The organism is Pseudomonas sp. GW821-FHT03E01, assembly GCF_059420765.1.
Genome location: NZ_JBWKUI010000010.1, coordinates 92,733 through 116,358, shown reverse-complemented (window position 1 = coordinate 116,358; position 23,626 = coordinate 92,733). Strand labels below are relative to the sequence as shown.

General features: G+C 54.2%; 16 protein-coding genes. 11 read left to right on the top strand and 5 right to left on the bottom strand.

Annotated elements, in window-relative coordinates; all coding sequences use genetic code 11:
- Positions 1–14 precede the first annotated feature (14 nt).
- From ppa to AC07VO_RS18045, 7 genes are all read left to right on the top strand, one after another.
- Entirely contained in the window at positions 15–542 is a 528-nt protein-coding gene (gene ppa, locus AC07VO_RS18075; protein WP_007933577.1) for an inorganic diphosphatase, read from the top strand.
- A 228-nt stretch (positions 543–770) separates the two neighbouring features.
- Entirely contained in the window at positions 771–1,517 is a 747-nt protein-coding gene (locus AC07VO_RS18070) for a S24 family peptidase (RefSeq protein ID WP_086945945.1), read from the top strand.
- Between the two features lie 435 nt (positions 1,518–1,952).
- On the top strand, positions 1,953–3,194 hold the full coding sequence (locus AC07VO_RS18065) for a tyrosine-type recombinase/integrase (protein WP_186764727.1): 1,242 nt from the start codon (positions 1,953–1,955) through the stop codon (positions 3,192–3,194).
- 76 nt (positions 3,195–3,270) lie between these two features.
- Entirely contained in the window at positions 3,271–7,485 is a 4,215-nt protein-coding gene (locus AC07VO_RS18060) for a radical SAM protein (RefSeq protein ID WP_495007655.1), read from the top strand.
- A 1,164-nt stretch (positions 7,486–8,649) separates the two neighbouring features.
- Positions 8,650–10,050 (top strand): YfjI family protein, encoded by a 1,401-nt coding sequence (locus tag AC07VO_RS18055; protein ID WP_495007654.1) that lies wholly within the window; start codon positions 8,650–8,652, stop codon positions 10,048–10,050.
- Positions 10,034–10,393 (top strand): hypothetical protein, encoded by a 360-nt coding sequence (locus AC07VO_RS18050; RefSeq protein ID WP_495007653.1) that lies wholly within the window; start codon positions 10,034–10,036, stop codon positions 10,391–10,393. Before AC07VO_RS18055 ends, AC07VO_RS18050 begins: the two co-directional genes overlap by 17 nt.
- The gene (locus AC07VO_RS18045; RefSeq protein WP_495007652.1) at positions 10,371–11,351 is read left to right on the top strand and encodes an integrase domain-containing protein; all 981 of its coding nucleotides are present in this window, start codon (positions 10,371–10,373) and stop codon (positions 11,349–11,351) included. The genes AC07VO_RS18050 and AC07VO_RS18045 overlap by 23 nt, the downstream gene beginning before the upstream one ends.
- A 350-nt stretch (positions 11,352–11,701) precedes the next feature.
- On the opposite strand, the gene AC07VO_RS18040 is transcribed toward AC07VO_RS18045, so the two are convergent.
- From AC07VO_RS18040 to AC07VO_RS18030, 3 genes are all read right to left on the bottom strand, one after another.
- On the bottom strand, positions 11,702–12,598 hold the full coding sequence (locus AC07VO_RS18040) for an Eco29kI family restriction endonuclease (protein ID WP_495007651.1): 897 nt from the start codon (positions 12,596–12,598) through the stop codon (positions 11,702–11,704).
- 20 nt (positions 12,599–12,618) lie between these two features.
- Positions 12,619–13,833: a DNA cytosine methyltransferase gene (locus AC07VO_RS18035; RefSeq protein ID WP_495007650.1), complete on the bottom strand. Its 1,215-nt coding sequence runs from the start codon at positions 13,831–13,833 to the stop codon at positions 12,619–12,621.
- 429 nt (positions 13,834–14,262) lie between these two features.
- Complete coding sequence (locus tag AC07VO_RS18030) at positions 14,263–14,655, bottom strand: very short patch repair endonuclease (protein WP_495007657.1); 393 nt, start codon at positions 14,653–14,655, stop codon at positions 14,263–14,265.
- A 434-nt stretch (positions 14,656–15,089) separates the two neighbouring features.
- Here AC07VO_RS18030 and AC07VO_RS18025 point away from each other — a divergent pair, with 434 nt between their 5' ends.
- The 4 genes from AC07VO_RS18025 to AC07VO_RS18010 are packed head-to-tail and all read left to right on the top strand — an operon-like array spanning position 15,090 to position 20,753.
- Positions 15,090–17,435, top strand: coding sequence for an ATP-binding protein (locus AC07VO_RS18025; RefSeq protein ID WP_495007649.1), 2,346 nt, complete (start codon positions 15,090–15,092; stop codon positions 17,433–17,435).
- The gene (locus AC07VO_RS18020) at positions 17,432–19,108 is read left to right on the top strand and encodes a DEAD/DEAH box helicase family protein (protein WP_495007648.1); all 1,677 of its coding nucleotides are present in this window, start codon (positions 17,432–17,434) and stop codon (positions 19,106–19,108) included. Before AC07VO_RS18025 ends, AC07VO_RS18020 begins: the two co-directional genes overlap by 4 nt.
- The gene (locus AC07VO_RS18015) at positions 19,105–19,635 is read left to right on the top strand and encodes a hypothetical protein (RefSeq protein ID WP_495007647.1); all 531 of its coding nucleotides are present in this window, start codon (positions 19,105–19,107) and stop codon (positions 19,633–19,635) included. The genes AC07VO_RS18020 and AC07VO_RS18015 overlap by 4 nt, the downstream gene beginning before the upstream one ends.
- Positions 19,632–20,753, top strand: a complete 1,122-nt coding sequence (locus AC07VO_RS18010) for a PIN-like domain-containing protein (RefSeq protein WP_221178215.1) — start codon at positions 19,632–19,634, stop codon at positions 20,751–20,753. The genes AC07VO_RS18015 and AC07VO_RS18010 overlap by 4 nt, the downstream gene beginning before the upstream one ends.
- A gap of 443 nt (positions 20,754–21,196) precedes the next feature.
- Here the strand turns inward: AC07VO_RS18010 and AC07VO_RS18005 are convergent, their stop codons facing one another.
- Together AC07VO_RS18005 and AC07VO_RS18000 are read right to left on the bottom strand one after the other, a co-directional pair.
- A complete protein-coding gene (locus AC07VO_RS18005; protein ID WP_086945946.1) occupies positions 21,197–22,003 on the bottom strand; it encodes a YfaP family protein in 807 nt (268 codons plus the stop codon).
- A gap of 3 nt (positions 22,004–22,006) precedes the next feature.
- A complete protein-coding gene (locus AC07VO_RS18000) occupies positions 22,007–23,626 on the bottom strand; it encodes a DUF2300 domain-containing protein (protein WP_086945947.1) in 1,620 nt (539 codons plus the stop codon).

Sequence of the window (23,626 nt, the reverse complement as noted above, 5' to 3'; positions counted from 1 at the left end):
GGGGGCACCGCCCAATGAGCTACAGCAAGATTCCGGCTGGCAAAGACCTGCCGAACGACATCTACGTCGCGATCGAGATCCCGGCCAACCACGCGCCGATCAAATACGAAATCGACAAAGACAGCGACTGCCTGTTCGTTGACCGTTTCATGGCCACCCCAATGTTCTACCCGGCCAACTACGGTTACATCCCGAACACCCTGGCTGACGACGGTGATCCCCTCGACGTGCTGGTCGTGACTCCTTACCCGGTTGCTCCAGGTTCGGTGATCCGCGCGCGTCCAGTCGGCATCCTGAACATGACCGACGACGGCGGCGGCGATGCTAAAGTCATCGCAGTCCCACACGACAAGCTGTCCCAGCTGTACGTGGACGTGAAGGAATACACTGACCTGCCAGCCCTGCTGATCCAACAGATCGAGCACTTCTTCGCGAACTACAAAGACCTCGAAAAAGGCAAATGGGTGAAAATCGAAGGCTGGGACGGCGCAGACGCCGCCCGCGCCGCGATCACCAAGTCGGTCGCTGCCTACAAAGGCTGAGAAGCAACGGTTAGTTTCTAGCCTCACGCTTCAAGAAAAACCCCGGTTGATCCGGGGTTTTTTGTGCCTGCCTGGAACGCTTTTAACAATGAGTTTTGAGCATTTCGGCCTGGGTGTTTGCCTGTTTATTTTTTACGAAAAGCGTCTTACATCCGGTCTTAAATTTCCCTCGAAATTTGAACGGGTCGTTTATTCAAACCCCCATCCTGCGCCCGTAGACTCGTGTTTATGAAAAAGAACACTAGCGGCCCACGGTTCAGAGCGCTCCTCGAAGCAGCCAACATCACAACGACAGGATTTGCCGCTTTCTTCGACACGGAAGCGCAAAATATCCATAACTGGTACACCCGTGGTGTGCCCGCTTATCGCATGGAGGAAGTCTCCCGACTTCTGTCTGTCAACAGTGACTGGCTGAAAACCGGCGAAGGCCCTAAAGAGTCCTCACGCCTGCGTGTGCTCGACGAGTCCGGCAACACCTTCGACGCCCAAGCCATCCGGGGCATCTACACGGTGATCGAACCCATCGACGTCGAACTGCCCTTCTTCAAAGAGACCGCCACCGCCCCAGGCTCCAACAAAACCCACGTCGTCGAGGACCCCGGCCAATCCATCCGCCTGCCCCACAGCCACCTCGACTCCCTGGAAATCAAACATGCCAATGCCATCTGCACCCATATGATCGGCAACAGCATGGCGGAGAAGATTGAAGACGGTTCTACCCTCGCCATTGATCGCGGGCTTACGCAGATTATCGATGGCGAGATCTATGCGATCGAGCATGACGGGATGTTACGAATCAAATACCTGCACCGGATGCCGGGAAATGCGCTGCGGTTGCGCAGCCACAATCGTGCCGAGTATCCGGATGAGATCTTCAACGCCGAGCAGATCGACAAGCAGAACATCAGGGTATTGGGATGGGTGTTCTGGTGGTCGACGCTCAACAAACGCAGACCGTCCGTACCGTTCCTGTAAATACGAAGCCCTGTAGCAGCCTTCGGCAGCTGCTACGCCTCAGCGCAATCGCTCTATCCCGCACACCAAGCTGGGAATTCCTCAAAAAAATCAGTATGCTGCGCCCCACATTTGCGCATCGACCCTTTCCAAGGCTCAGATCGCACCGACAAGGCAGATCACTTTCTCGCCAAGTCCCACAGCCGGACGCAAGATCCGGGTGTACGTTTTGAAGGCTGGCGCGGTTTACCAAAAATAAACCAAGCCAGTCCCCGAGAAGCCGGCCACAAGCCGGCTTTTTAATGCTTTTTTGAAAACCACTCTCATCTACTGAGAACCGCGACAGCCTTGCTGGATCAAGGGTTTCAGCCTATTTTTGTTCCTGTGACTTCCGTTTTGATCCACCCTCTTCCGCAGCTAAGTGGGGGAACTGGTGGGGGAACTGAGGGTAGAAAAATGGGCAAGCTGACCGCGAAACAAGTCAAAAACCTGACCGAGCCTGGAACCTATGAAGACGGCGATGGATTACGCATGGTCATCAAGGATTCAGGTCGAAAATTTTGGGTGCTGCGCTTCCAGATACACGGCAAACGGCGAGAGATGGGGTTGGGCGGCTATCCTCAACTCGACCTGAAAAAAGCCCGAGCCGCCGCTTATGAACACAAAGTCCAGATCCTCAACGGCACAGATCCCCTAGCAAAACGACAGGCAGAACAAGCCGCTCAGCGTGAAGCCGAACGCCAAGAACTGGCACAGCTGATTACCTTCGAGAAACTGGCCGCCGACTACCGCGATGCCCACGGTTCGAGCTGGTCAGAGAAATGGCGCAAGGGTTGGCTGAGGAAGCTCGAACTCTACGCTTTCCCTACAATAGGGAAGCTGTCAGCTGACCAGATCGAGACCAAACATCTGATCAAAGTACTGCAGCCACTATGGTCAATCAAAACGCGGACGGCTGACGAAGTACGTGGGCAAATCGAACAGATCCTGGATGCCGCCAGAGCCCGAGGCCTCAGGACCGGAGAGAATCCGGCACGCTGGCGCGGCCATCTAGAAAACCTGCTCAGCCGGTATGAGAAAAAGAAAGCTCGCAAACGCCAGCATCATCCCGCGCTGAAATGGCAGGACCTGCCGAAGCTCATGGAAGCCTTGCGTAAGGACACCAGCCACGTTTCTGTCGCGGCTCAGTTACTGATCCTAACAGGCGCTCGCTCACACATGGTCCGATTCGCACGCTGGGATGAATTCGACCTTGAGTCCGGTCGCTGGTCTTTACCTGATGAACGAATGAAGACCCGCCAGGCTTTCGCGATCCCGTTGGCACCAGAGATGATCTCATTACTCAAGAATCTTCCAAAACTCGTCCGCGAAAGCCCCTACGTATTTCCAGGGAGTGGTCGCAGCGGCGTCATGCACGCCAATGGCATTCGTAACCTGTTGCACGGCCTCGGCTATCAAAATATCACTCGCCATGGATTCCGCTCAACGTTCCGCGATTGGGCAGGCGAGCAGACCAGCTTCCCTCGAGAGATTTGTGAGCTGGCATTGGCTCATGATGAGCGAGGTGAAACCGAAAGCGCTTATTCCCGATCTGATTTCTTCGATAAACGTCGAGAGCTGATGGAGCGTTGGGCGCAGTACGCTACATCCAAAGATGGCGACGAGACTCCAACTGCACAATCTCATCTAAACCTGTGAGCAATAGCTCGCAAGGTAACAGTCTTTACCCTCTCTAAACATGTAACATCTCGATTATCAAGGACTGGGGTGCGTCATGGGATACGTCGTCGTGTTTATCGCCACTCGTTGGGGTAGCGAGCTAGGAGGCATCAACGTCTTCAATACTGGATTGGCCAAAGGGATGGCTAAGATTCTTCCAAAGGACAGCTGCTGCATTTGTTATGTCGCTGAAATGCCTGCCGGTCCCTCCCTAATGGACGGTGTCGAGCTGAGAAAGTACTCAGGCGACGCGGATTTAATTGCCGACGATATTTTGTCCCAACATTTCTCTTCAGAGCTTCTTCCTCGTGGGGTACTGGTTGTAGGTCACGATGTTAAAACCGGTCAGATCGCCATTGACTGTGTTAACACGCTAAAAAAGAAAGTTCGTGAGTCAGAAATCATTTCCGCTGTGGTAAGCCACATGGATTACGCCGAATATGGCCGCAATAAAGGGCAGACGTTAAGCCAGGTAACCAGTCGGTCACAGGCCCAGCACGAGACAGTTGCTGCGGCCGATTTTGCTTTCGCCGTTGGTCCTTTGCTCGAAAGTAACTTTCAAATTGCCCGTAAGCGCGGTGATAAAGGAAAGGGGCGAGTGCATCGGCTTATTCCCGGAGCTGCCGAAATCCAATGTCAACCAGAAGATGAGCGTCAAGGACTGCGCTTCTTCATCTCTGGTCGTCTCAACCGGGAAGACGATACGATCAAAAATGGATTTCTTGCGATCGATGCGTTACTAGAAGCCTATCAAACCCAGCGGGAGTTGGGTCAAGGGCGCTGGTCCAATCGAGGGTGCCTTTATGCCTGCGGTGTTGATCCAATCGAGGATGAAGAACTGCTTACACCGTTGATGATGCGAGCTCGGAGTTCGACAGCATTCGAGATCGAGGCCCAGCCATTCTCAACCGATCAGGGGCAGATGTACCAATGGCTAGCGTCCTCTCACATTGCGTTAATGCCGTCTTGGCATGAGGGATTTGGCCTAACCGGCTGGGAGGCTCTTTGTGCTGGTGTACCTTTGGTTTGCTCCCGGCAGTCTGGCCTCGCTCTGTTAATTGAGGACTTGAGGCAGCAGTTGCCGAGTGTGCCATTCGAAAGCGTCGAGTTTGTCAGTCTTGCTGGTAGCATCAAACCAGGAATATCGAACGAGCAGGACCGCACAACCATCGCACAGGCACTCATTCGCATCGTCAATGATTATCCGCGAAGGAAAAAAGCTGCAGCGATGCTAGCCAAGAGCCTTCAGGCGGAATACACCTGGGATCGATGCGCATATGTACTAATCGAACAGATAGGTTGGGACTTTCCAAGTTCAGTGAACTGGCGCACTCGCCAGAAAGTAGCCTCAAGAGATACCACGGGCGCAGAGGAGTCTGGGACCATTGCACTTGCGCTGGAGGCCTGCGCCGATGGGCATATCGAACGAGACTGGAGCGTTTTATGTTCCGCGTTCAATGCGTTTAGTAATTTGGGAAAGAACGCTGGTATTGCGGAACGGAAATATTTACTGCAACAGCTAGAAACGATAGGGCAAGCTTTGTCCCAGGCTTTGGAGGGGCAGCTCCAAATAGATTCTGGAGAGACTCATCTAACGATACGTGATACCGGCTACTTGGATTTATGCTGGCGGTACATGGCCGCAAGTTCCAGCATAGCCCCTTCCTTTCGCGAATTCACCCGGCTGATAGCCCCTGAGATGTTGAACGCAATTTGCTCTGATAGCTTTTTGTGCAGAGAGTTGCTGTATTACGTCTGCCGCTTCGCCAAAGAATTCCCTCATCGCTCGAAATCACTCGCGACCAAATTCCTCAAGCCTTTTACTTTGCTATTGGAAAACGACAACCTTGTACAAGTGCGGCTCGCGCGCATTGCGATTGTATATCCAGAGATCTTACTAGTAATTAAACCAGGCATACACTTGAAGGGATATGAAGCCGAGACAGCGAGATGCCAAAAACTGCTGGCTTTACCGCACGACGTCACATCTCTTCTGCATGAGGCTCCGGCCTTGGCACCCTCTCTACTTGCTCTGTCAGGGCTTAAGCCAGATGCAGTTCGCCAGTCGGTAGATCAAGCGTTCAACTTCTTTCGTGACTACCATGGCTCTGAAATCAAACTGGCTTGGCGCGGAGATAAGCGTCTATATGCCGGGCTACTCACATCTGGTATCCCCAGCCACCAAATTTTGCAACTGCTCAATTCAATGGCTGGGGATGAGGAGGAGGCGGTCCGCTGGGCTGCAATAGATCTCGCCTTCTCGAGTACGCTTCGGTCGCGTTTAGAATCAGCAGCTCTATCTCGCGCTAAAAGTGAGTGGGATAACTTACTCAGTAGCCTAGGGGCTATCGTCGATAAAGCAGTAGCCTTTGACTCTGGACATCCTTGGCTTCAACGCGAATTCCTGCAGCTGTACGCACGCGAGCATGAACGCACCTCTAAAAAACCAACTCTGCGAAAATTTTCGATCTACGATTTTCCGCATTCACGACGGTTATTCGGCCCCCTAATCGGCATGCCGACTAATAATCTCAACGGTTCCATGCATCCGGAAGTGCGGGGCGCGTTAATTGATGCTCAGAGGAGCATCAAGAGAGTTCTGCTGGTGCTTCCACCTATCCAGGTATCTTCAACGGGGCGACATGAAGCCTCAACCACTAGCACCCCACCGCTTGGCTTGGGATTAATCGCCACACACCTTTCGCTGACTGGTCATGACGTACAGTTAGTAGACTGCCATCGATATCCGCAGTTTTACAGAAACGTTTCAACGCATGCCCACACGTTCGACCTGATTGGACTCAACGTAGTATTGAGTACTGTTCGATCAGCACATCAGCTACTCAAGGAAATTCGACGACAGACCTCGAGGCCAGTCCTTGTTGTTGGGGGCCCAGCCGCAAATCTAAATGCTTGGCAGTTCTCGGCAGAAGATGATGAGGAATGGGGATCATGGGATTTCGCAATATCTAATGATGCGTTTGAGAACCTTACCCGCTTGGTGACCGCGCTGGACACGCAAGGGCCTTGGCCGTCGTCGAGATATTTAATTGCCAACGAGAACAGTTCAATCGTCGCATTGAGGGATGTCCAAAGTACATCTGAAAGTGTAGAAGCAATACACGCCGTAAATCATCGCAGTCCACTTTGGGAGACATTAAACGTTGATCGGCGGGTGTATTGTGGCCCGACAGGTCGTTATGAGCCTGCAAAGACGCGTTCTGGCAGTGACACGTTGTACGAAGCCCACGTAGTTATGTCGCAAGGGTGCGATTGGAATTGCTCTTTCTGCACAGAACGTAAATCACTGAGCGGAGGAGAGCGCCGCAGATCAGTTGATTCAGTGCTAAGCGAGCTGAATGGCTTGGCGCGCACGTATCCAAACCTGCGAATCCAGTTCATTGACGACAATCTGCTTCCCCAAGTAGCAGCCATAGATAATCTCGATAAAGTCTCGCAGGCAAAAGCAATGGAATGGGCAGACGCATTCCTTAAAGGACTTCACAGCATCAGCCAATCGCACAACGAGCTATTTGTTTGGAGGGGAATTTTCAGGCTTGAGGATTTTTTCCATTACGAGGCGTGTTGGCCAGGTAATAGCTTTGTGTCTATGTTGGTTAGATCAGGATGCCGGATGCTAGCTTTCGGCGTGGAGCACGGCGACGAAAAACGTCGGCGACGCCTGAAAGCCGGGACGACCTATAGGAACGAAGATATTGTCGCACTGTTTTCACGCTTGAAAACTGCTGGAATACACACGAAGGCATACTTCATGCTAGGTGGGCGAAGTGAAACTCGCCAGACTGCAGAAAAGACAATCGCGTTTGCTCTGGAGTCTGGTGTAACCCTTGCCTATTTTGCGCTCTATAAGGAGTTTGTCAAAGCAACTCGAGAACTCAGCAAAGAGTCCTTACCCGAGGATGAGGAAGCTGCTCGTTACTTATCTTACAGCCAACTATGGCCGCGATGGGACGAGGAGTTGTTATCTGAAACGGTTGGTAATCAAGAAAAACCCAACCTACAGTCGACACTATCTGATGAAGAGGTGGCAACCTACATGCAACTGGCCGACTTGGGTTTCCGCTTCGACGACCTGGTCAAGTACAACGACTACCACAGCGACACTGGCCCCTCCGCGAGCGTGCTGTCCCTAGTGACTTGGAACTCATCAACCGAATATTTTAAAGCTGTAGAGCAAGCTTATTTTCGTTTTTATCTTAGGCCTAAATTTGTCGATGACTATAAAACGCTAATTGCGAATGGATACTGAAGGTCCTGCTCTAATGATCGATTCGAGCAAATCAATGTGTCTTCGAGGAGTTTAAAATCCTAATAGTTCCCCAATCAACTCCGCTCTCTATCTTTGAAACATAAGGAGCAAGGGGCCAGAGACGTCCGGCCCTTTGCCTTTACTCGGAAAGCTCCGGCCAAGTGAGCTCGCTCACGCCGCGTGCCGGAGATTTAGCTACTCGATGTCAGCGTTACCCTGACACTCAAGGGTTCCTCAAGCGTCGCACGTCTGTGAGGTTCACAGGAACCATGGAGGTGGGTCGGCCTGCCATTCTTCATACCACCGGACAACTAGTTGGTACGGATGCTGGCGACACCGGCGACACCGGCGACAAACTACGCCCACTATGGCTTTGGACGTGGCGACACCTGTGGCGACACCTGTGGCGACAGTCGCCACAGGTGTCCCCAGCTTCGGATAATGGCTTGACCAATCTTAACCACAAGCGTAGTTACTGGCGCATGGATTGCTGTCGTTGACAGCACCCGCCCAGGTAGCCCGAACCTTCAAGGCTACGCCACACCGTGGTGGTTCTTCCTAAGTGCGATCAGCGTCCGGTGGCTCGCACAGTCACAATCCCCTTGTGATGGATGCCGACTACTCCAATGCGTCTGTGCAGCAGACTGCCTACCTCATCACCAACTGCCCTGCAGCAACCTCATCCCCTGGCCCATCTCGCTGCGCCAGACTGCGCCCGTCTCTTTCTCCCGGAAAGAGACGGGCGCTCCTACCGCTGCTGCAGCCCACGCCTTATCGGGCTCTGCGGCAACTCACCGCGTGACAATCGGCGTGACAAAAACGATTCGACACGTCTCGCATTATCGCTGGCGAAGGTGCTGCAGCCCAGGACAGGCTGCACCTGACTGACAGTCAGGCATGCCCCGCTCGCAACAATGATGCCCTCCTCCCGCCCAGGATCTCGCGGTACCGGATTCGTTAACCGGTGCAGCCTCCACCCGCCCGCATCCTCGGATGCGTTCAGGAGGCCAGATCGATGGGAAATGCCCGCGCTCTTGGTCGTACAGAGCCGTCCGTTCCGCGTTAGTGAACACCCTCACAGGTCGCAGGGGCCTTTATCCCTGATAACACTCAACATCCGTGGCGGGAGCGTGAGGACAACAGTGAAAGAACAGGAGATCGATCATGCTGCAATCAACCTGGAGCTTGCCGCCGCAACCCTTGCTGGAGGCCCGCCAGGCACCCTTGGATTATCCGGTGGCCGCCCTCGGTGATCTGCTGGGGCCGGCCGTCGAACGCATGGCCGCAGTGATGGGTGTGCCGCAGGCCATGGCCGCGCAATCGGTGCTCGCGACCTCGGCCTTGGCCACTCAGGGGCATGCCAATGTGCAACTGGATGGCCGGGTCTATCCGCTGTCGCTGTACCTGCTCACCATTGCGGCCTCCGGTGATCGTAAGACGGCGGTGGATAAGCTGGCCTTGCAGCCAGCCCGCGAATGGGAACGCCTGCAGTGGCAGGCCTACCGCGAAAAACTCAGTCGCTACCGCGCCACCCTTGTGCAATCTCAGAAGCAGATGGCAACGATCGATAGCCACACCGACACGCCAATCCAGATAGAGCCAGAGCCCGTAGCACCACGACTGATCAGCAGCGAACCGACCATCGAAGCCCTGACCAAAAGCCTGTGCTTGGGTCTGCCCAGCATGGGGCTGTTCAGCGATGAGGGCGGCCAATTCCTCGGTAGCAGTACCATGAGCAGGGACAACCGGCTCAAGGCCGTGACCACTCTGTCCTCGCTGTGGGACGGCAACCCCATCGATCGCTCTCGTTCCATGGCCGGAGAAAGCCTGCGCGCCTATGACCGGCGCTTGAGTCTGCATTTGATGCTGCAACCTTATTTGGCGGGACAACTGCTCAAGGATCCGCTACTCAACGGCCAAGGCATCTTCGCCCGTTGCCTGATCACTTGGCCACAGAGCTTGGCCGGACAGCGTTTTTATCAGCTGGTGGATCTCACCCAAGACATCAGCATCAAACGCTACACCCAACGAATCACCGACCTGCTGCAACGTCCCTGGGTGATCGGCAGCGATGGCGCGTTACAACCCAAAGCCCTGCCCTTGAGAAGCCTGGCCCGGCAAACTTGGATCAACCTACACGACACCATCGAAGCCCAACTCGGCGAGTTCGACGAGCTGGCCAACGTGCGCCCCAGCGCCTCCAAGGCCGCGGACAATCTGCTACGAATCGCCGGCGTCTTTGCGGTACTGGAAGACCGCGACCTGATCGAGGTCACCCACATCCAGCGCGCTTCCTCGCTGATGGATTACTACCTGACCGAGATCCAACGGCTGACCGAACAGGAACCGATCAACACCCAGCGGGAAGAAGCCGATCGGCTGCTGCGTTGGCTGCAGGAAAAACAGTGGTGCCGTTTCACGGTTCGAGATCTGTTGCGCAACGGCCCGCGCTTCGCCCGCAAAAGCAGCCATCACACGTTGGCCCTGCTGGTCGAGTTGATCACTCATCAATGGCTGGGCACTGACGGCCACCACTTCGAGGTGCGTCATGTTTCGACTCAATGAAGCCCTACGCAACCGGCGCGCCCAGGCGAAAAAAGCTCATCATTTACAACTTGTCGCCACCACTGTCGCCACTTTGTCGCCACGCTCCACGCCAGGTACCACGGGGCTTGTCGCCACTGTCGCCGCAGTCGCCAAAAACCAAGGGGACTGCTCACACATCAGCGATCTGATTGAGCGCCTCCACCAGGAAGGTGCCGAGTTGTTCTGCCTGGACAACCGGCTGTGTTTTCGTCCCAGTGACTGGGGCCAACTCCCCCCCGTGAACGGCCAGTGGCGCGAGCTATTGGATTACCTGTGCCAACAGGCGAAGGAGCTCCAGGATGGCCCTGGTCGGCAGGCGTGACGGTCGCAACGTTGGTTATGGTCGCCAACTGAGCTATGCCGGTCCGCAGGCGCTTAAGGATCTGTTCGGCGGCGGCCATTTCGCCACAGTCAAAGCCCACAGTGATCGTTGGCTAGCGTTCGTTAAGTGGTGCCGATCCGAGCAAGGCCCTGGCTACAACGATGCGCGGCAAATCGATCGGCAGACGCTACTCAACTATGCCCAGTACCTTCGCCAGCAAATCGACCACGGCGACCTCCGCATCGCCACCGCGCAAAACCGGTTGTCCAGCGTCAACCGAACGCTGGCGGCGCTGCGCGGTGATCAGTATGTGAAAGTCCCGAGCCCGAGCCAGGCGTTAGGGCGGCAGCGTTCGACGGTTCGCACCATTGCGCCACAAGGGCAGGATCGACAGCACATTGAGCGCATCACTCAGGCACTTGGCGAACAGGGGCAACACCGAATCTGCGCCATCGTACTTCTAGCACGTGAAACCGGTATGCGACTGCGTGAAGCGATCCTAGCCGACCTGCCCAGATTGCAACTTGAGGCGGAAAGGCTCAATCGGATCAATATTCAGGATGGGACCAAAGGCGGTCGATCAGGGGCATCAGTTCCAAGGTGGATAGCCGCGACCGCCCAAGTCCGAACTGCGCTGCATATCGCGCAAAACGTCTCACCACGTAGTAGCCGCAACCTGTTAGCTCACAACGAAAGCTACCAACAGTTCATCCAACAAGTCGTTTGCCCTGCCCGGGAAATTCTGCATAGCCATGGGCTAAAGGGCTTTCACGAACTACGGGCCGCCTATGCGTGCGAACGCTACGGTGAAATCACCGGCCACCCAGCGCCTGTAAACGGTAGTGACGGTAATCGACTAGATAGTGGACTTGATCAAGCTGCTCGCCAGCAGATCAGCATTGAGCTTGGCCACAATCGAATTGATGTGGTGTCTGCATATATCGGGGGCAGAAAATGACCAAGCCTTTCGACATGGAGCTATTTTTAAGGGGGGTGCTCACAGGTTCAAATGCCACCCGGCAGCGCCACATCAGGCAAGCACAGACGGTGCAGACCTCCATACTGCGGCGTTGGCAACTCGATAACCCATGGAGATGGCAATACAAGCATATAACTTGGTTTTTGGATAGCCATCTTAAATCACGTTCTTCGGCCACTCGATATTACTACATCCTAACTATCCTTTTGATATCCAAAAGAATGAGAAAGGATGAATTCTGGACACTGAAATTAAGAAGACGTTTTTAATAATTAACACCCCCTACACAGATAAAACATATCCAGCGACAGACAATAAAAGCTTAACGCCTATGATTCCGCTGACTCTTCAATAACTATGTCTTTTTTCGTTGCCGTATAGAACCTATCGCTATCGACTTGCCTCATATCAACCATAAATCTATCAAAAATTTCGTGTATATCTTTGTATGGCTTATTAACTTCCAGATGAGCAGCTATTTGCTCAACAATCTGCTCATACGGTTTTTGATCGATGACCGTAGACTCAGCCCAAGTTCGACCTGGATGTAAGGTATCCCAAGGAGAGCGCTTATTTGCACGAGTATCGGAACTATCACCATGTTTTCCCAAACCAAAACAAACTTTGGTTTCCGCGTTCCAAATAGGCCTAAAAAAATTGATTAAATAATTCTCCGCAGATGTTTGGAAACCACTCTGCACGATCAAAAATCTACACTCAAAGTCGCTAATATTAAGCGTCGAGTCCACCTTACGAATATTTCTAGCGTGCTCTCTTAGCCTAGCGGAAAGCTTCGTGCCCTGACCAACAGCATCTTTAGCTGACGCTTCATCGGGAGCAGCTTGCCCTATATAAATGGGGTGATCTGTATTCGACAATAACCTGTAAGGGACAAAATCACCTCGGTAGTAAATTGCATAAACTCCAGCCCCATAAAAATCTGGAATTTCAGACAACGGATGCCTAGGTTGCGCCACAAGAGTCAACGCAACTACTCGACCTGCCGTATTGGGGGCTGAAGGGTCGAAAATAGACGTCGGCCGGAGTATAGGATCAAGCTCTTCGGCCGCAGCAGAGAGCCTCCGAGTGATCTCATCTAATGTCAAACGAGCACGTTTGGTTCTTCGCACATCATCGCCTGCTTCAGCAGCAGCGACACGATCCGCTAACGTGTGTAACTCTAAGAGTAAAGCATCAAGTTCCGATACCGACTTCCTAACTGCCATTCCGCAAAGTTCCCTTTATTTCATCGCAGCATCTCACAGACGCTCCCAGCTACATGCTGTGCAAGCTTTACAGGAACAGCATTCCCTAGCTGCCGCATAACTTCTCCCCATGTGCCATCGAAAATGAAATTATCCGGAAAAGTCTGAATGCGAGCGCATTCTCGAACAGTAAAATAACGCACCGAGCCGTCAGGGCGGCGCAACATGTTTTCTCCACCTGGAACACCATGATCGCCCGCTTTCAATGCTTTTGCTGGCTCATCCAACGGGCTTCCTGTATGGCCTGGGTAGCTTCTTGCCCCAGGCTGAAATCGGTGTGCCTGTATCAATGGGGAACTTTTTTTCTCAGGATCGGGCAGGTCAGCAATGGCATCTCGAACCGTCTGCCAAGGATGGGGGAGCGTTGTCGCATCGACCTCCTGCAGCGCTGCAAGTTTTTTTTCCATTTTTGCTGGGCGTTCAGGTCGATGACGCTTTGCCACCTTATGCTTATCCCAGTACTCACCTGTTACCCATTGCTCACGCAATAGTGCATCCGCACTATGCGTTTCAATCGGAAACGTCCACGGCCGATGTACATCGGCACGAAAACCTACAATGAAAACGCGCTCACGTTTTTGTGGAACGCCATAATTTGCTGCATTCACCAAGCGAGCCACGACGTGATACTCACTTTTCCGGCCCTTGGTTTTATGCTTTTCTAATCGAGCTAAATGCTCAAGCCATTCTTCGCCAATTTTGGCTTCAAAGCTCGGGTACTCAAGCTGAAGCAGGATGTAGTTAAAATAGTTGTAGAAGGAGGCTCGCGTAAGCCCTCGCACATTTTCAAACACAAAAGCCCGCGGCCTTACTTCCCGCACAGCCCGCACTGCCTGGGGGAACATATCGCGATCATCTAAAAAACCGCGATGCTTTCCTCCCATTGAAAATGGCTGACATGGAGGGCCACCCGTAATCATATCGAGGCCTTCAAACCCTCCAAAGCTAAAGTTCCGAACGTCGCCTTCGGTCACATCTGGCCAATGAGCGATTGGTTCTACACCATGTCGTTTGTTGGTGCGCAACGTTTCGCAAGCGTGCTTACTCCACTCAACGACCGCTTTATGGCCAACGCCGCTTAGGGAAAAACCAAGCCCGAGACCACCTGCTCCCGCGAACAGCTCGATTGACTGCAGCCCATTAGAGACTGCCCCCTCGCAATGCGCAGGAGCACGTGGGAAAATAGTTGTGGCCATTATTCACCTCTTAACCAGGTGGCGTGGTTGACGGTGTCTCGGTGGCTGCCGAGACACCGTCACTTTTGAAAATAGGGGGGAGATTCTACACACATGTGGACCGTGTTTAACGGAACAAACTAGCATTCCATGCATCTGGCATCGCGGCCCCCAATTTACTGTATATAAACACAGCTAAAACTTTGTGAAAAGGCTTCTCCGACCAGCACGCCGTTTCGCTCATACAGTCCTCACCTTTGCCACCCCTCCTTTCTCCATTTTCAACGAATCGCTTCGCGTGCAATCCCCTTTGGGTGATTCGCTTTAGTGAGGAGAAACACAGCTCAGCAGGTTCCAGAGGTTCAGCGGACCTACCAGAGGGCTAGCAGCGGTCCTTACCGGCTTATGAGATCCTATAAAAGGGAAAGGAACCCTCACCAAGAGGTACGATTATTTTAATCGAGCCGTAGAGACGTCTCCAAGAAACGATAACAAGAGCTGCTCCAGCTTATTCAAGTCCTTTAGACCACACTCCCAGACCACCAGTGAGTCCCATCCCGCGTCCTGGAGCCGCCTAAGGTTGACCTCGTCGCGCGCCTTGTTACTCTCGAGTTTCGTCTGCCAAAATTCCTGATTCGACTTGGGGATTCTCGCGAGGGCGCACCCTTGATGACGGTGCCAGAAACAGCCATGCACGAAGATAACTTTACGCTTTCGGGAAAAAACCAGATCCGGCTTGCCGGGCAGTTTCGCGTCGTGCAGCCGATAGCGAAATCCCGCAGCATGCAAAAGGCGCCGAACCACCATCTCGGGGTGAGTGTTCTTACCCTTGACCAAAGACATTACGTGGCTGCGCTCACTAGCGCTGATGGTATCTACCATAGCTTTCATCCTTTAATCACTGCGCCTGCAACCAAGACCGTGCTCCATGGTTCGCCTTCCTATTCCTTGGCTTTCTCGCTAGAGTTGAATTTCTCGAAGTTCGCCTAAAAGGATTGCTATTGGATGGCACTACCTCAACCGCCGAAAGGCTTGGTTTCTCGCCCAAATGTCAGAGTCGACGCCGGGCTTATGGCGTTCTGGACTCCAGGCCAGCGAACTCTGAGATCCAAATGCACAGAACTCGCCATGATTGACAAGTTGGACAATCGTCAAGGCTTGGTAGTGCTAGTCCTGGCCTCATTTTTTGAAGTTGCTGATCGCTCAGGTACGCTCCTCAAACCGTCGAACGCAGTTAGTGGTACGTCTCGGCCGAGGCCAGGCACCAAGGTGGGAAAATGACTCAGGAATTAGATCTCACCCCTGCTCCGCGGGTGCTTCAGATGCTCGGCGAAATCAATCTCGAGCAGTGGCGTTGCCTAGCGGAATTAATCGACAACTCGATCGACGGCTTTATCGATTCGGCACGAGCCGGTGGCCCCATTGAGCAACCCGAAATCGCGGTTAGTATCCCTACCGCCGATACTGAGAACGCGCGTGTTTCCGTTAAGGATAACGGCCCGGGGATGTCTCTGGGGGTGCTTGAAAATGCCCTTCGAGCTGGTTGGTCGGGTAATGATCCTCTATCGAAACTCGGCCTTTTCGGCATGGGCTTTAATATTGCAACGGCACGGCTTGGTCTTGTCACGGAGGTTTGGACAAGCCGCAGAGGTGATCCAGAGCAGGTTGGCGTCCGCATTGACCTCGAAGAACTTCGGTCCTCAGGCAATTATAGGGTGCCCCGCCAAACTAGACCCAAGGCGAACCATGAAGACCACGGCACGGAGATCATCATCACCCGGTTGAAGTCCGAGCAACGGACTTTTCTCGCTCGTGCGAATAATCGAACTGCCATCAAAAAACATTTAGCGAAAGCATACTCCTCCCTCCTCTCAAGTTCGGAGGCGGGCGCTATACGATTGACGCTAGGCGGCGCAAGGATTACTCCACTTCGTCCATGCGTCTGGGACGAGAGCCGATCAGTGGAGCTACCTGATGGCACAGTGGTAAGCGCAGTAGAACGCTTCGACGTCGCGCTGGCGCCGAGGCGATATTGCGAGCATTGCATGCGCACGTTAACGAGCGAGCAAGAACAATGCCCCACTGGCAGCTTGAACTGCAAAATTATCGAGACGCCACGCAAGGTCAGGGGCTGGGTAGGCATCCAACGATACTTAGACAAGACAGACTTTGGTGTCGACTTCATCAGGAATGGTCGAAAGATCGAGATCGGAAATAAGGATCTCTTCACTTGGAGTGATGGAGAGACTGACGAGATTGAGTATCCAATTGACGACCCCAGGAGTCGCGGTCGCTTCATTGGGGAAATCCATCTCGATCATTGCCAAGTAAGTTATACAAAGAACCGCTTTGAGCGCGACGACCCGGCATGGAACGAGATGGTTCGCGTGATCCGCGGTGAGGGGCCCTTACGGCCTAATACCGCACGCCAGAAGGGGTTCGATGGAAATCGAAGCCCACTTTATAAGTTATTTCAAGCGTTCCGCCGGACAAGTCCTCAGGGCAAAAATGGACTTTGGTCTCGAGTGATGGTGGTCCAAGACAATGATCGAGCCCAACAAATGGCTAGTTCATTTGCCAATGCAGACCCCGATTATCTAACAGATGAAAGGTGGTGGCAGCTAGTCGAAGAACAGGATGCAAAAATTTTAGGCGATGTATCTGGCGCGGGTGATGGCATCGCTATTCCCGAAGGTTTTCTCGGAGGAGTTTCAACCCCAGAGAGCTCTGGCGTTAATGAAGAAGCGAGCGCTGGGGCCGGCGAGCCGTTGTTGCTGGCGACTCCTCAGGTAACGCCCCCACCAGCGCGCCGACCGATTTTTGAGCTTACCCGCAAATACATTCATCCTACATTCCGTGCGGAGTTCGAAATAGAGGCATTCTCTGTAGACCCCACAGATCCGCAACTGCCTGTGGGGCAACCTTGGACTGTCCGTTTGGAGGACGTCGCTACACGCACCTATTCTTACCTAGTCGATTTAACACACGAGGTATTTCGGTCTTCGACAATGACCCCGCTAGACGCTCTTCTTGTCGATATCACATATCGAACGATCGAGTTTCTCCGAGGCCATAGCCAGGATGCGACAGTAGCTGGTGTTCTCGCCGAATTTCGTGCGGAGTATTGTGGAGATACGCGATTAGATGAACAGGAGATCATCGCCGTTGCGGGCAGTATTCTGAACGACATCTGCCGTGCCGCAGCCAGCCTTGTAGGTGAGAGTATGGCCAGAACAATATATGAGGAGCTGTCGGTGCGCGAGAAGGAAGGGATCGCTCGTCGAATGGCTGGGCGAGGCGTCGCCGATCCACGAGCGCTGATCGAAAGTGGTAGATATTGGGAGTATGCCGACGGCAGCACTGTCCGGAAGTTGTTTGTTAGGCATCCTGACATTTTTCTCGATGGTAAGTATTGGGAAGATGCCTATGCAGTACTCGACTTTGGTGCAGCGGACGTTACGAGCGATGCGCGGTCTTCAACAGTCGCACGCTATGACGCATATCTCGGAGACGCCATCTGGCTCGCAGATCAGACGCCCGCAGACCTCGCACTAGCATCGCGCGATGCCGTAATTCGTGCGACTTGCTCGCTTCGCCTTCTAAGGCCGGATGCAGTGATGTGAGCGCAGAGCCATTTCTTGACGCACAGCGTCTATTAAGAGGACCGTGGCAAGCTTTCGAGCGTGACGTAGCTCGGTTGCTTGTGTGTAACGGCTTTGAGGACGTTCGACTGATCGGCGGTTCCGGCGATGCAGGCGCCGATGTTCTGGGTGTAAAAAATGGCGAACTATGGGTAATCCAATGCAAGTTCACCTCCAATGGATACCCATCAGCCACCGCAGTTGATCAAGTCGGCGATGCAGCCCGCTACTATCAGGCCGATCGAATTTATGTTGCGACAAGTCGTCGGGTCGGCCCAGCCATGCTGGCGTCAGTTCAACGATGGAGTGCGCTTGGGGTAATAATTGGAGTGCTGGAGCCAGCAACCCTTTTGGAAATGGCGCGCCGAAGCCCGGAATATCCACCCTGTAGACGTGAACTTCGTGACTATCAACTCGAAGCCGTTGATAAGTTCGTCGGATGTCTGCGCGAAACCGGCCGTGCCCAGGTAGTGCTGGCGACAGGGCTTGGGAAGACAGTCGTATTGGCTGAAAGCATAGCTCAGCTATTTCGTGATGAAGCCATACCTGGAGGGCGGGCATTAGTACTCGCAGGCACAAGAGAATTGGTCGATCAACTGCAAAGGGCATTTTGGGATCAACTTCCAAAATGGATCCCCACACATAGAATGATCGGCGGGGAATCCCCGTCAGAATGGGATGGGATTACCTTCGCGACCGTACAAAGTGCTGTGTCACGATTGGAGGACTTGCCAGAATTTGGCCTCGTGCTCATTGATGAAGCGCACCACGTCGGTTCAGACAGTTTCCGTCGAGTAACCGATAAAATGGCAGAGGCAATGATCGGAGGAGTTACCGCGACGCCGTGGCGCGGCGATGGTTATGATATCGACCACTTGCTTGGCCCTCCGGTTGTTCGAGTTGGCATCGCGGAGGGGCTCCAAAGAGGCTTCCTTTGTGAGGCGGACTATCGGTTGCTTGCGGATAACATTGATTGGTCATTCGTGCGATCGCAGTCTCGCAATCGATACTCGCTCACCCAATTAAATAAACTTCTGTTGTTACCAACTCGCGATGAAGAGGCGGCGCGCGCAATTCGCGACACCTTCGATAAAGAGCTTCGACGCTCGGCGATAATTTTCTGCTCCTCTGTGACACACGCGAAAAGTTTCGCGGCAATGTTGAGACTATTCGGCTTTCGCTCCGAGCCGATCACAGGTGACATGGCACCTCGCGAACGCGACCGAACAATGGCTGCATTTCGCAAGGGCTCCTTAGATGTTGTCACAACCCGCGATTTATTCAACGAGGGCGTCGATGTCCCCGATGTCGATATGATCGTTTTCATGCGCGTCACACACAGTCGACGGATATTTGTACAACAACTGGGCCGAGGGCTGCGTATTAGCCCCAGAAAAAAGAAAGTTGTCGTTCTCGACTTCGTTAGCGATTTACGCCGCATTGCCGAGGTTATCGAGTTGGAGAGGGCCGCTCGAGGAGACATCGAGAGGCTACGTCTACCGGGCGTCGTCCAGTTTCGCGACGAGGGCGCAGGCACCTTTGTGTTGGATTGGATGAAGGATCAGGCTGATCTTTTTACTCGCGAGGGAGATCCGACACTCGAGCTCCCCGCGTTCGATTTTCCGGCGCCTCACAATAGAGGGGGAACTCAATGACGGCAATTCCAACCGCAATACGTGACGCGCTTAGGGAAAAACTCTGGGAACAGTGTGATGACCTCGGATGGATGTCGCTCCAAGACACAGAGCGTGCACGCTACTACGAGCTTTGGACGCGAGATGCCTCTATTGGTGGGCAACTGGCACATGTAATGGATGCAAGGAAAGTTCGAGTCTACATTAAGGACTCCTTAGTGAAACCTTACGTTCGGGACCGGTTATCACTGAGCGAAACCGAAGTCTGGCGAATGCTTGGTTTGACCCATCTCGACCTCGTAGCTCAGGCTTTTATCAAACCACACGGTCGAAGACTTGAGGATGGCCGTGTCATCGGGTGGGGCCGCAGTCGCGACTGGAAGTCAATTTTAATGACGATTTTCGAGCGCGGTCGCGCGCAGAAATCCTTTTCTTCATTCGGAATCGTTCTACTTGAGAGTGGTAAAACCGAGAGTGAGCGTACCCGCGATCTCGTTAGAGAGGCAGCCGAACGGCTCGGCATCAATAAGTTGGTCTGGCTAGAATGAATATGAAGGATAAATACTCCGGCTGGTACGTGAAGTCAGCTGCGGAGGTGGTGGCGTTATGGGATAACGCAATCTTTGTTGCCGACGCAAACGTTTTGTTGCATTGCCTACGCCATCCCGCTGCAGTGCGTAATGAGCTTCTACGACTATTTGACGCACTCAAGGCATCACTATGGATTCCATATCAGGTTGGGCTAGAGTTTCATCGCAATCGCTTGGATGTCGAACTTGGTGCTCAGGACGCCTATGAAACATTAATTAGGGACCTAGATGCGGTCCTTGAGAAAGCACGCGAGAGACTGCGACAGCTACGCGCGCATCCGACTATCAGCGTGCCCAAAGAGCTTGCCGCATTAGATATATTCGCAGCGGACTTTCGTGGGCGCATGATTGCTGCGCAAACAGCACACCCTTCGGAGGAAATCGCTGAGGCTGTTTCTAGACTTACACAATTGTTGGATGGTCGCATTGGTGATAAGTGGACGCGTGAACAGCTTAACGCGTTGAAGAAAGAAGGCGAGGATCGCTACGCAAAAAAAATCCCACCGGGCTATAAGGACGCCAAGAAGGATGCGGGGGAGTTTGATAAGTTTGGCGACCTCATCATCTGGAAAGAAATGATAGCGAAAGCTAAAGTGGATAACCGTCCGATAGTTTTTATCACAGATGATGTTAAGGAGGATTGGTGGTGGATTCACAAAGGAAGAAAACTCGGTCCTAGACCAGAACTGGTGGAGGAATTCAAAGCTGAAAGTGGGCAAGATTTCCATATCTATGAATTTAGTCAATTTCTTCGATTTGCAGCCGAACGCTTTGCGGAGATGAAGGCTAATGTTGGGCAGGTAGAAGAGAGTCTTCTCGCTGACGAGAAAGCTCGGCAACGACAAAGCGATGCTGCGGAAGCCATTGGGAATGAGATAAAGATCCGGCGACTGGAAGACGAGCGAGATGAAATAATTGCGCTACTGTCCGGGGTACCTGGCACCTCAACGATGACTGTGGCCACAGACCGTGCCGGCCTCCGCACACGTTTGAAAGAGCTCGATGACTTGATTGCGATAAGTTTGAACAAACTTGGTGAGAACGCCGATAGCGAACCTCCCGCTGACGATCGCTGAAACTAATTCAGTTGGCGTATCACAGCCAACTCCAAACGACAAAAAAGCCGGCCGAATGCCGGACAAGATCGCCCAAAAAGTGGGGGAACGGATGGGGGAACGCAAAGCCATACTGAAACGCTAATTTATTGTTTTTCAAGCACCTGCATCGATAAAAAGCTAACCACAAGCCGGCTTTTTAATGCCCGGAATAATCCTGCGCCCTCCCCCGAACCAACCTCAGCCCCCTCATCAAGCACCGCACTCCTTGTAGCAGCTGGCGAAGCCTGCGTCCGGCCACGAAGCAGTCGTAAAATCAGGCAACCGTTTCTTTCAGGAAGACCGTGTACAGCGGATATGCGAGAACTTCGGTCGAGCGCGACCCCGGCTCGAACGCAGCCTCGCAGGCTCGGCAGCTGCTACGGATTGGATAAAGGCCTCAGCACTGCCGAGACGATCTCCCCTCACGGATAACTAAACCCCTTAACCAACGTCAACTCCCCCACCGCCCGCATCGGCACCAGGAACGTTTCCATTTTTTCATCAGGCGTCCCCTCCTCCGTAATCACCGTCACTTGCGCGGTGGTCAGCGGCTGAACCGCATCCTCCTGCCCTTCGTCATCACTGCGATACCCGCCGCCGTAGTAGTTCACGTACACCAGGTATTGCCCCTTGATCGGCGCGGGCATGGCGAAGATTTCCGGGCCGTAGCCGGTGGTCACGTCCACATCCAGCGCCGCACCATTGGGTGCGACACGATCGCCGTACCAGATGTGCGCGCCGTCGGGCGTAATCAGGTGCAAGTCCAGATCCGTGTTGTCGCTGTCCCAGGACAGCAGCACCCGCAACTTGGCCGGGGTTGCGCCGCCGCTGGCGTTAAGAAACTGCGTGCGGTGGCGTTGTTGGCCATCGGGGCTGCGGACTTCAACGCTGTTGCTGCCTTTGGGGAATGAGAACGGGCGGTCGAAGTGACCGGCGGGGTCGATCTTCAGTGGCATGCTGACGCCGTTGACGATCAGCTTGCCGGGTTCATTGCTCTTGGGGGTGGATTGGATCTGGCCGGTAATGCGCGCCGTATTGGCCTGGCCCACCGGGGTGTTAACCGACGACGCCGGGTAATTGACCGTCTGACGAAAGCTTTCGCCTTCGCCTTCAGGGGCGCCGGTACGCCAGCCGCCAATGGGCGTATCAAGTTTGACGGCGGCAAATGTCGCTGGCAGTACGCAAAAAGCGCAAAACAACAGCAAGACCTGTGGATAACGGAGTTTCATGGCCTATTCCAGCAAGAGGTGACGGGCGAGCCCTTCGATGTAGGTTTCATCCTGGCCGTTAGGGTGTGCTTCGAAGGCCAGGTGCAGGTATTCGTGGGTCAGATCGAGGCGGTCTTGCAACGACAGCACGCCGCGTACGTAGATGCGCTGGCGTTCGCGGTCGACAAACGGACGACCAAAGGCCAGGCGGCAGACCGCAAAGGTGCTGACTTCGTTGTAGCCGACTTCGCTTTCGAGTCGTTGGCGCCAGCCGCGGCGCTGGTTTTGCAGCCAGTCTTGCGCGGCGGGCAGCGCTTCGCAGGAGGCGACCGGGTTGTCCCAGCGACTGAGGCTGGCGCGCGGGTAGGCATGCAGCAGGATGGCGTCGTAGCGTTGGCCGGCATTGGCTTGTTCGACGGCTTGCTGCCAGGAGAGTTTGTCCGGCCCCGGTTGGTCGGAGTGATAGGTGACGTTGCTGCCTGCGAGAACCAGATCGCTGGTCCACGAGGCGATATTGCGCGACTCAGTGGCGGCCGGACGTGGCGCGACGCGCTGTCGACTGCTGCTGTCATCGATGCTCAGACAGTCGCCGTTGCGAGTGGCGTTTTGCAGCAGGTAGGTGCGGATCGCGACGGCCAGGGCTTTGGCCGCTTCGACGGGTTCAGGCCTGGCTTCGCGCTGCAGGACGCGGGCGACGTATTCTTCACGATCGAGGCGGGCGATGAGTTTGTCTTTGAGCAAGAACAACTCGCCGTCGCTGTGGATATCGAGTTGATTGCCGTTGGCGAACTCGACGCGGTAGTCGCCTTGCAAAGGGCCGGGCGCTATAACGCGATCCCCCGACAACACGCGTTTCAGTGGATAACGCGCGAACAGACCGACCTCAACGCACTTCCCTGCCTCGGCTGGCCACGACGAGGGCAGCACCGTCGCCAGCGCCTGACCATAATGGCGCAACACCATTTGGCTGGTGCCACGCCCACCGGCCCAGATCGGCGTGCCGTCTACCGTCCAGCCCGCGAATCCGCCTTGGCGCGACGAAGGATCCTGATCCCCCAGCCAGCTCCAGGTTTTCACCCGCAACCGACCACCGAGTTCACCCACGACATTGCCATCCGCGGCATTGAGCACCACATCGAGCAACACCCTTCGCGCCTGATCCTGCGCCGGCATCACGGCCAACACCTTCAACAACTCCGCCACCGAAACCCGGGTCTGCGGTTGCAACGACGGCAAATCCAGCAACCATTTCGGCGCTTGTCTGGCCTGCCAATACTCGCGCCACTGTGCGCCGGCAATGCCCAGGCGCGCAGGCTCAAAGTACAAGCCGCAAGACTTCACCAATGCCTGATCACGCCCGATCGTGCCGCCCGCCGTGCAGCAATAAACTTCTTCCTTCGATTGCCCGCGACATTCATAAGCGGGTTCGCGCGCGCCGGTGTCCACCAGCCAGCCGTAGACAAACAGCTTCCACAAGCTGCCCAACGGCGTCTGCAAATCATCAGGCAATGGCTCACGCGAGATCACCTGAGTCTGGCTCAACGCAAGCAATTCACCCTTGAAGCCCAGGCGCAACGGCTCGTCCTGCGCTGTCGCCAGCGCAGGAATCAAACACAGCAGTAACCAGACCAGAGGCCGGGTCAT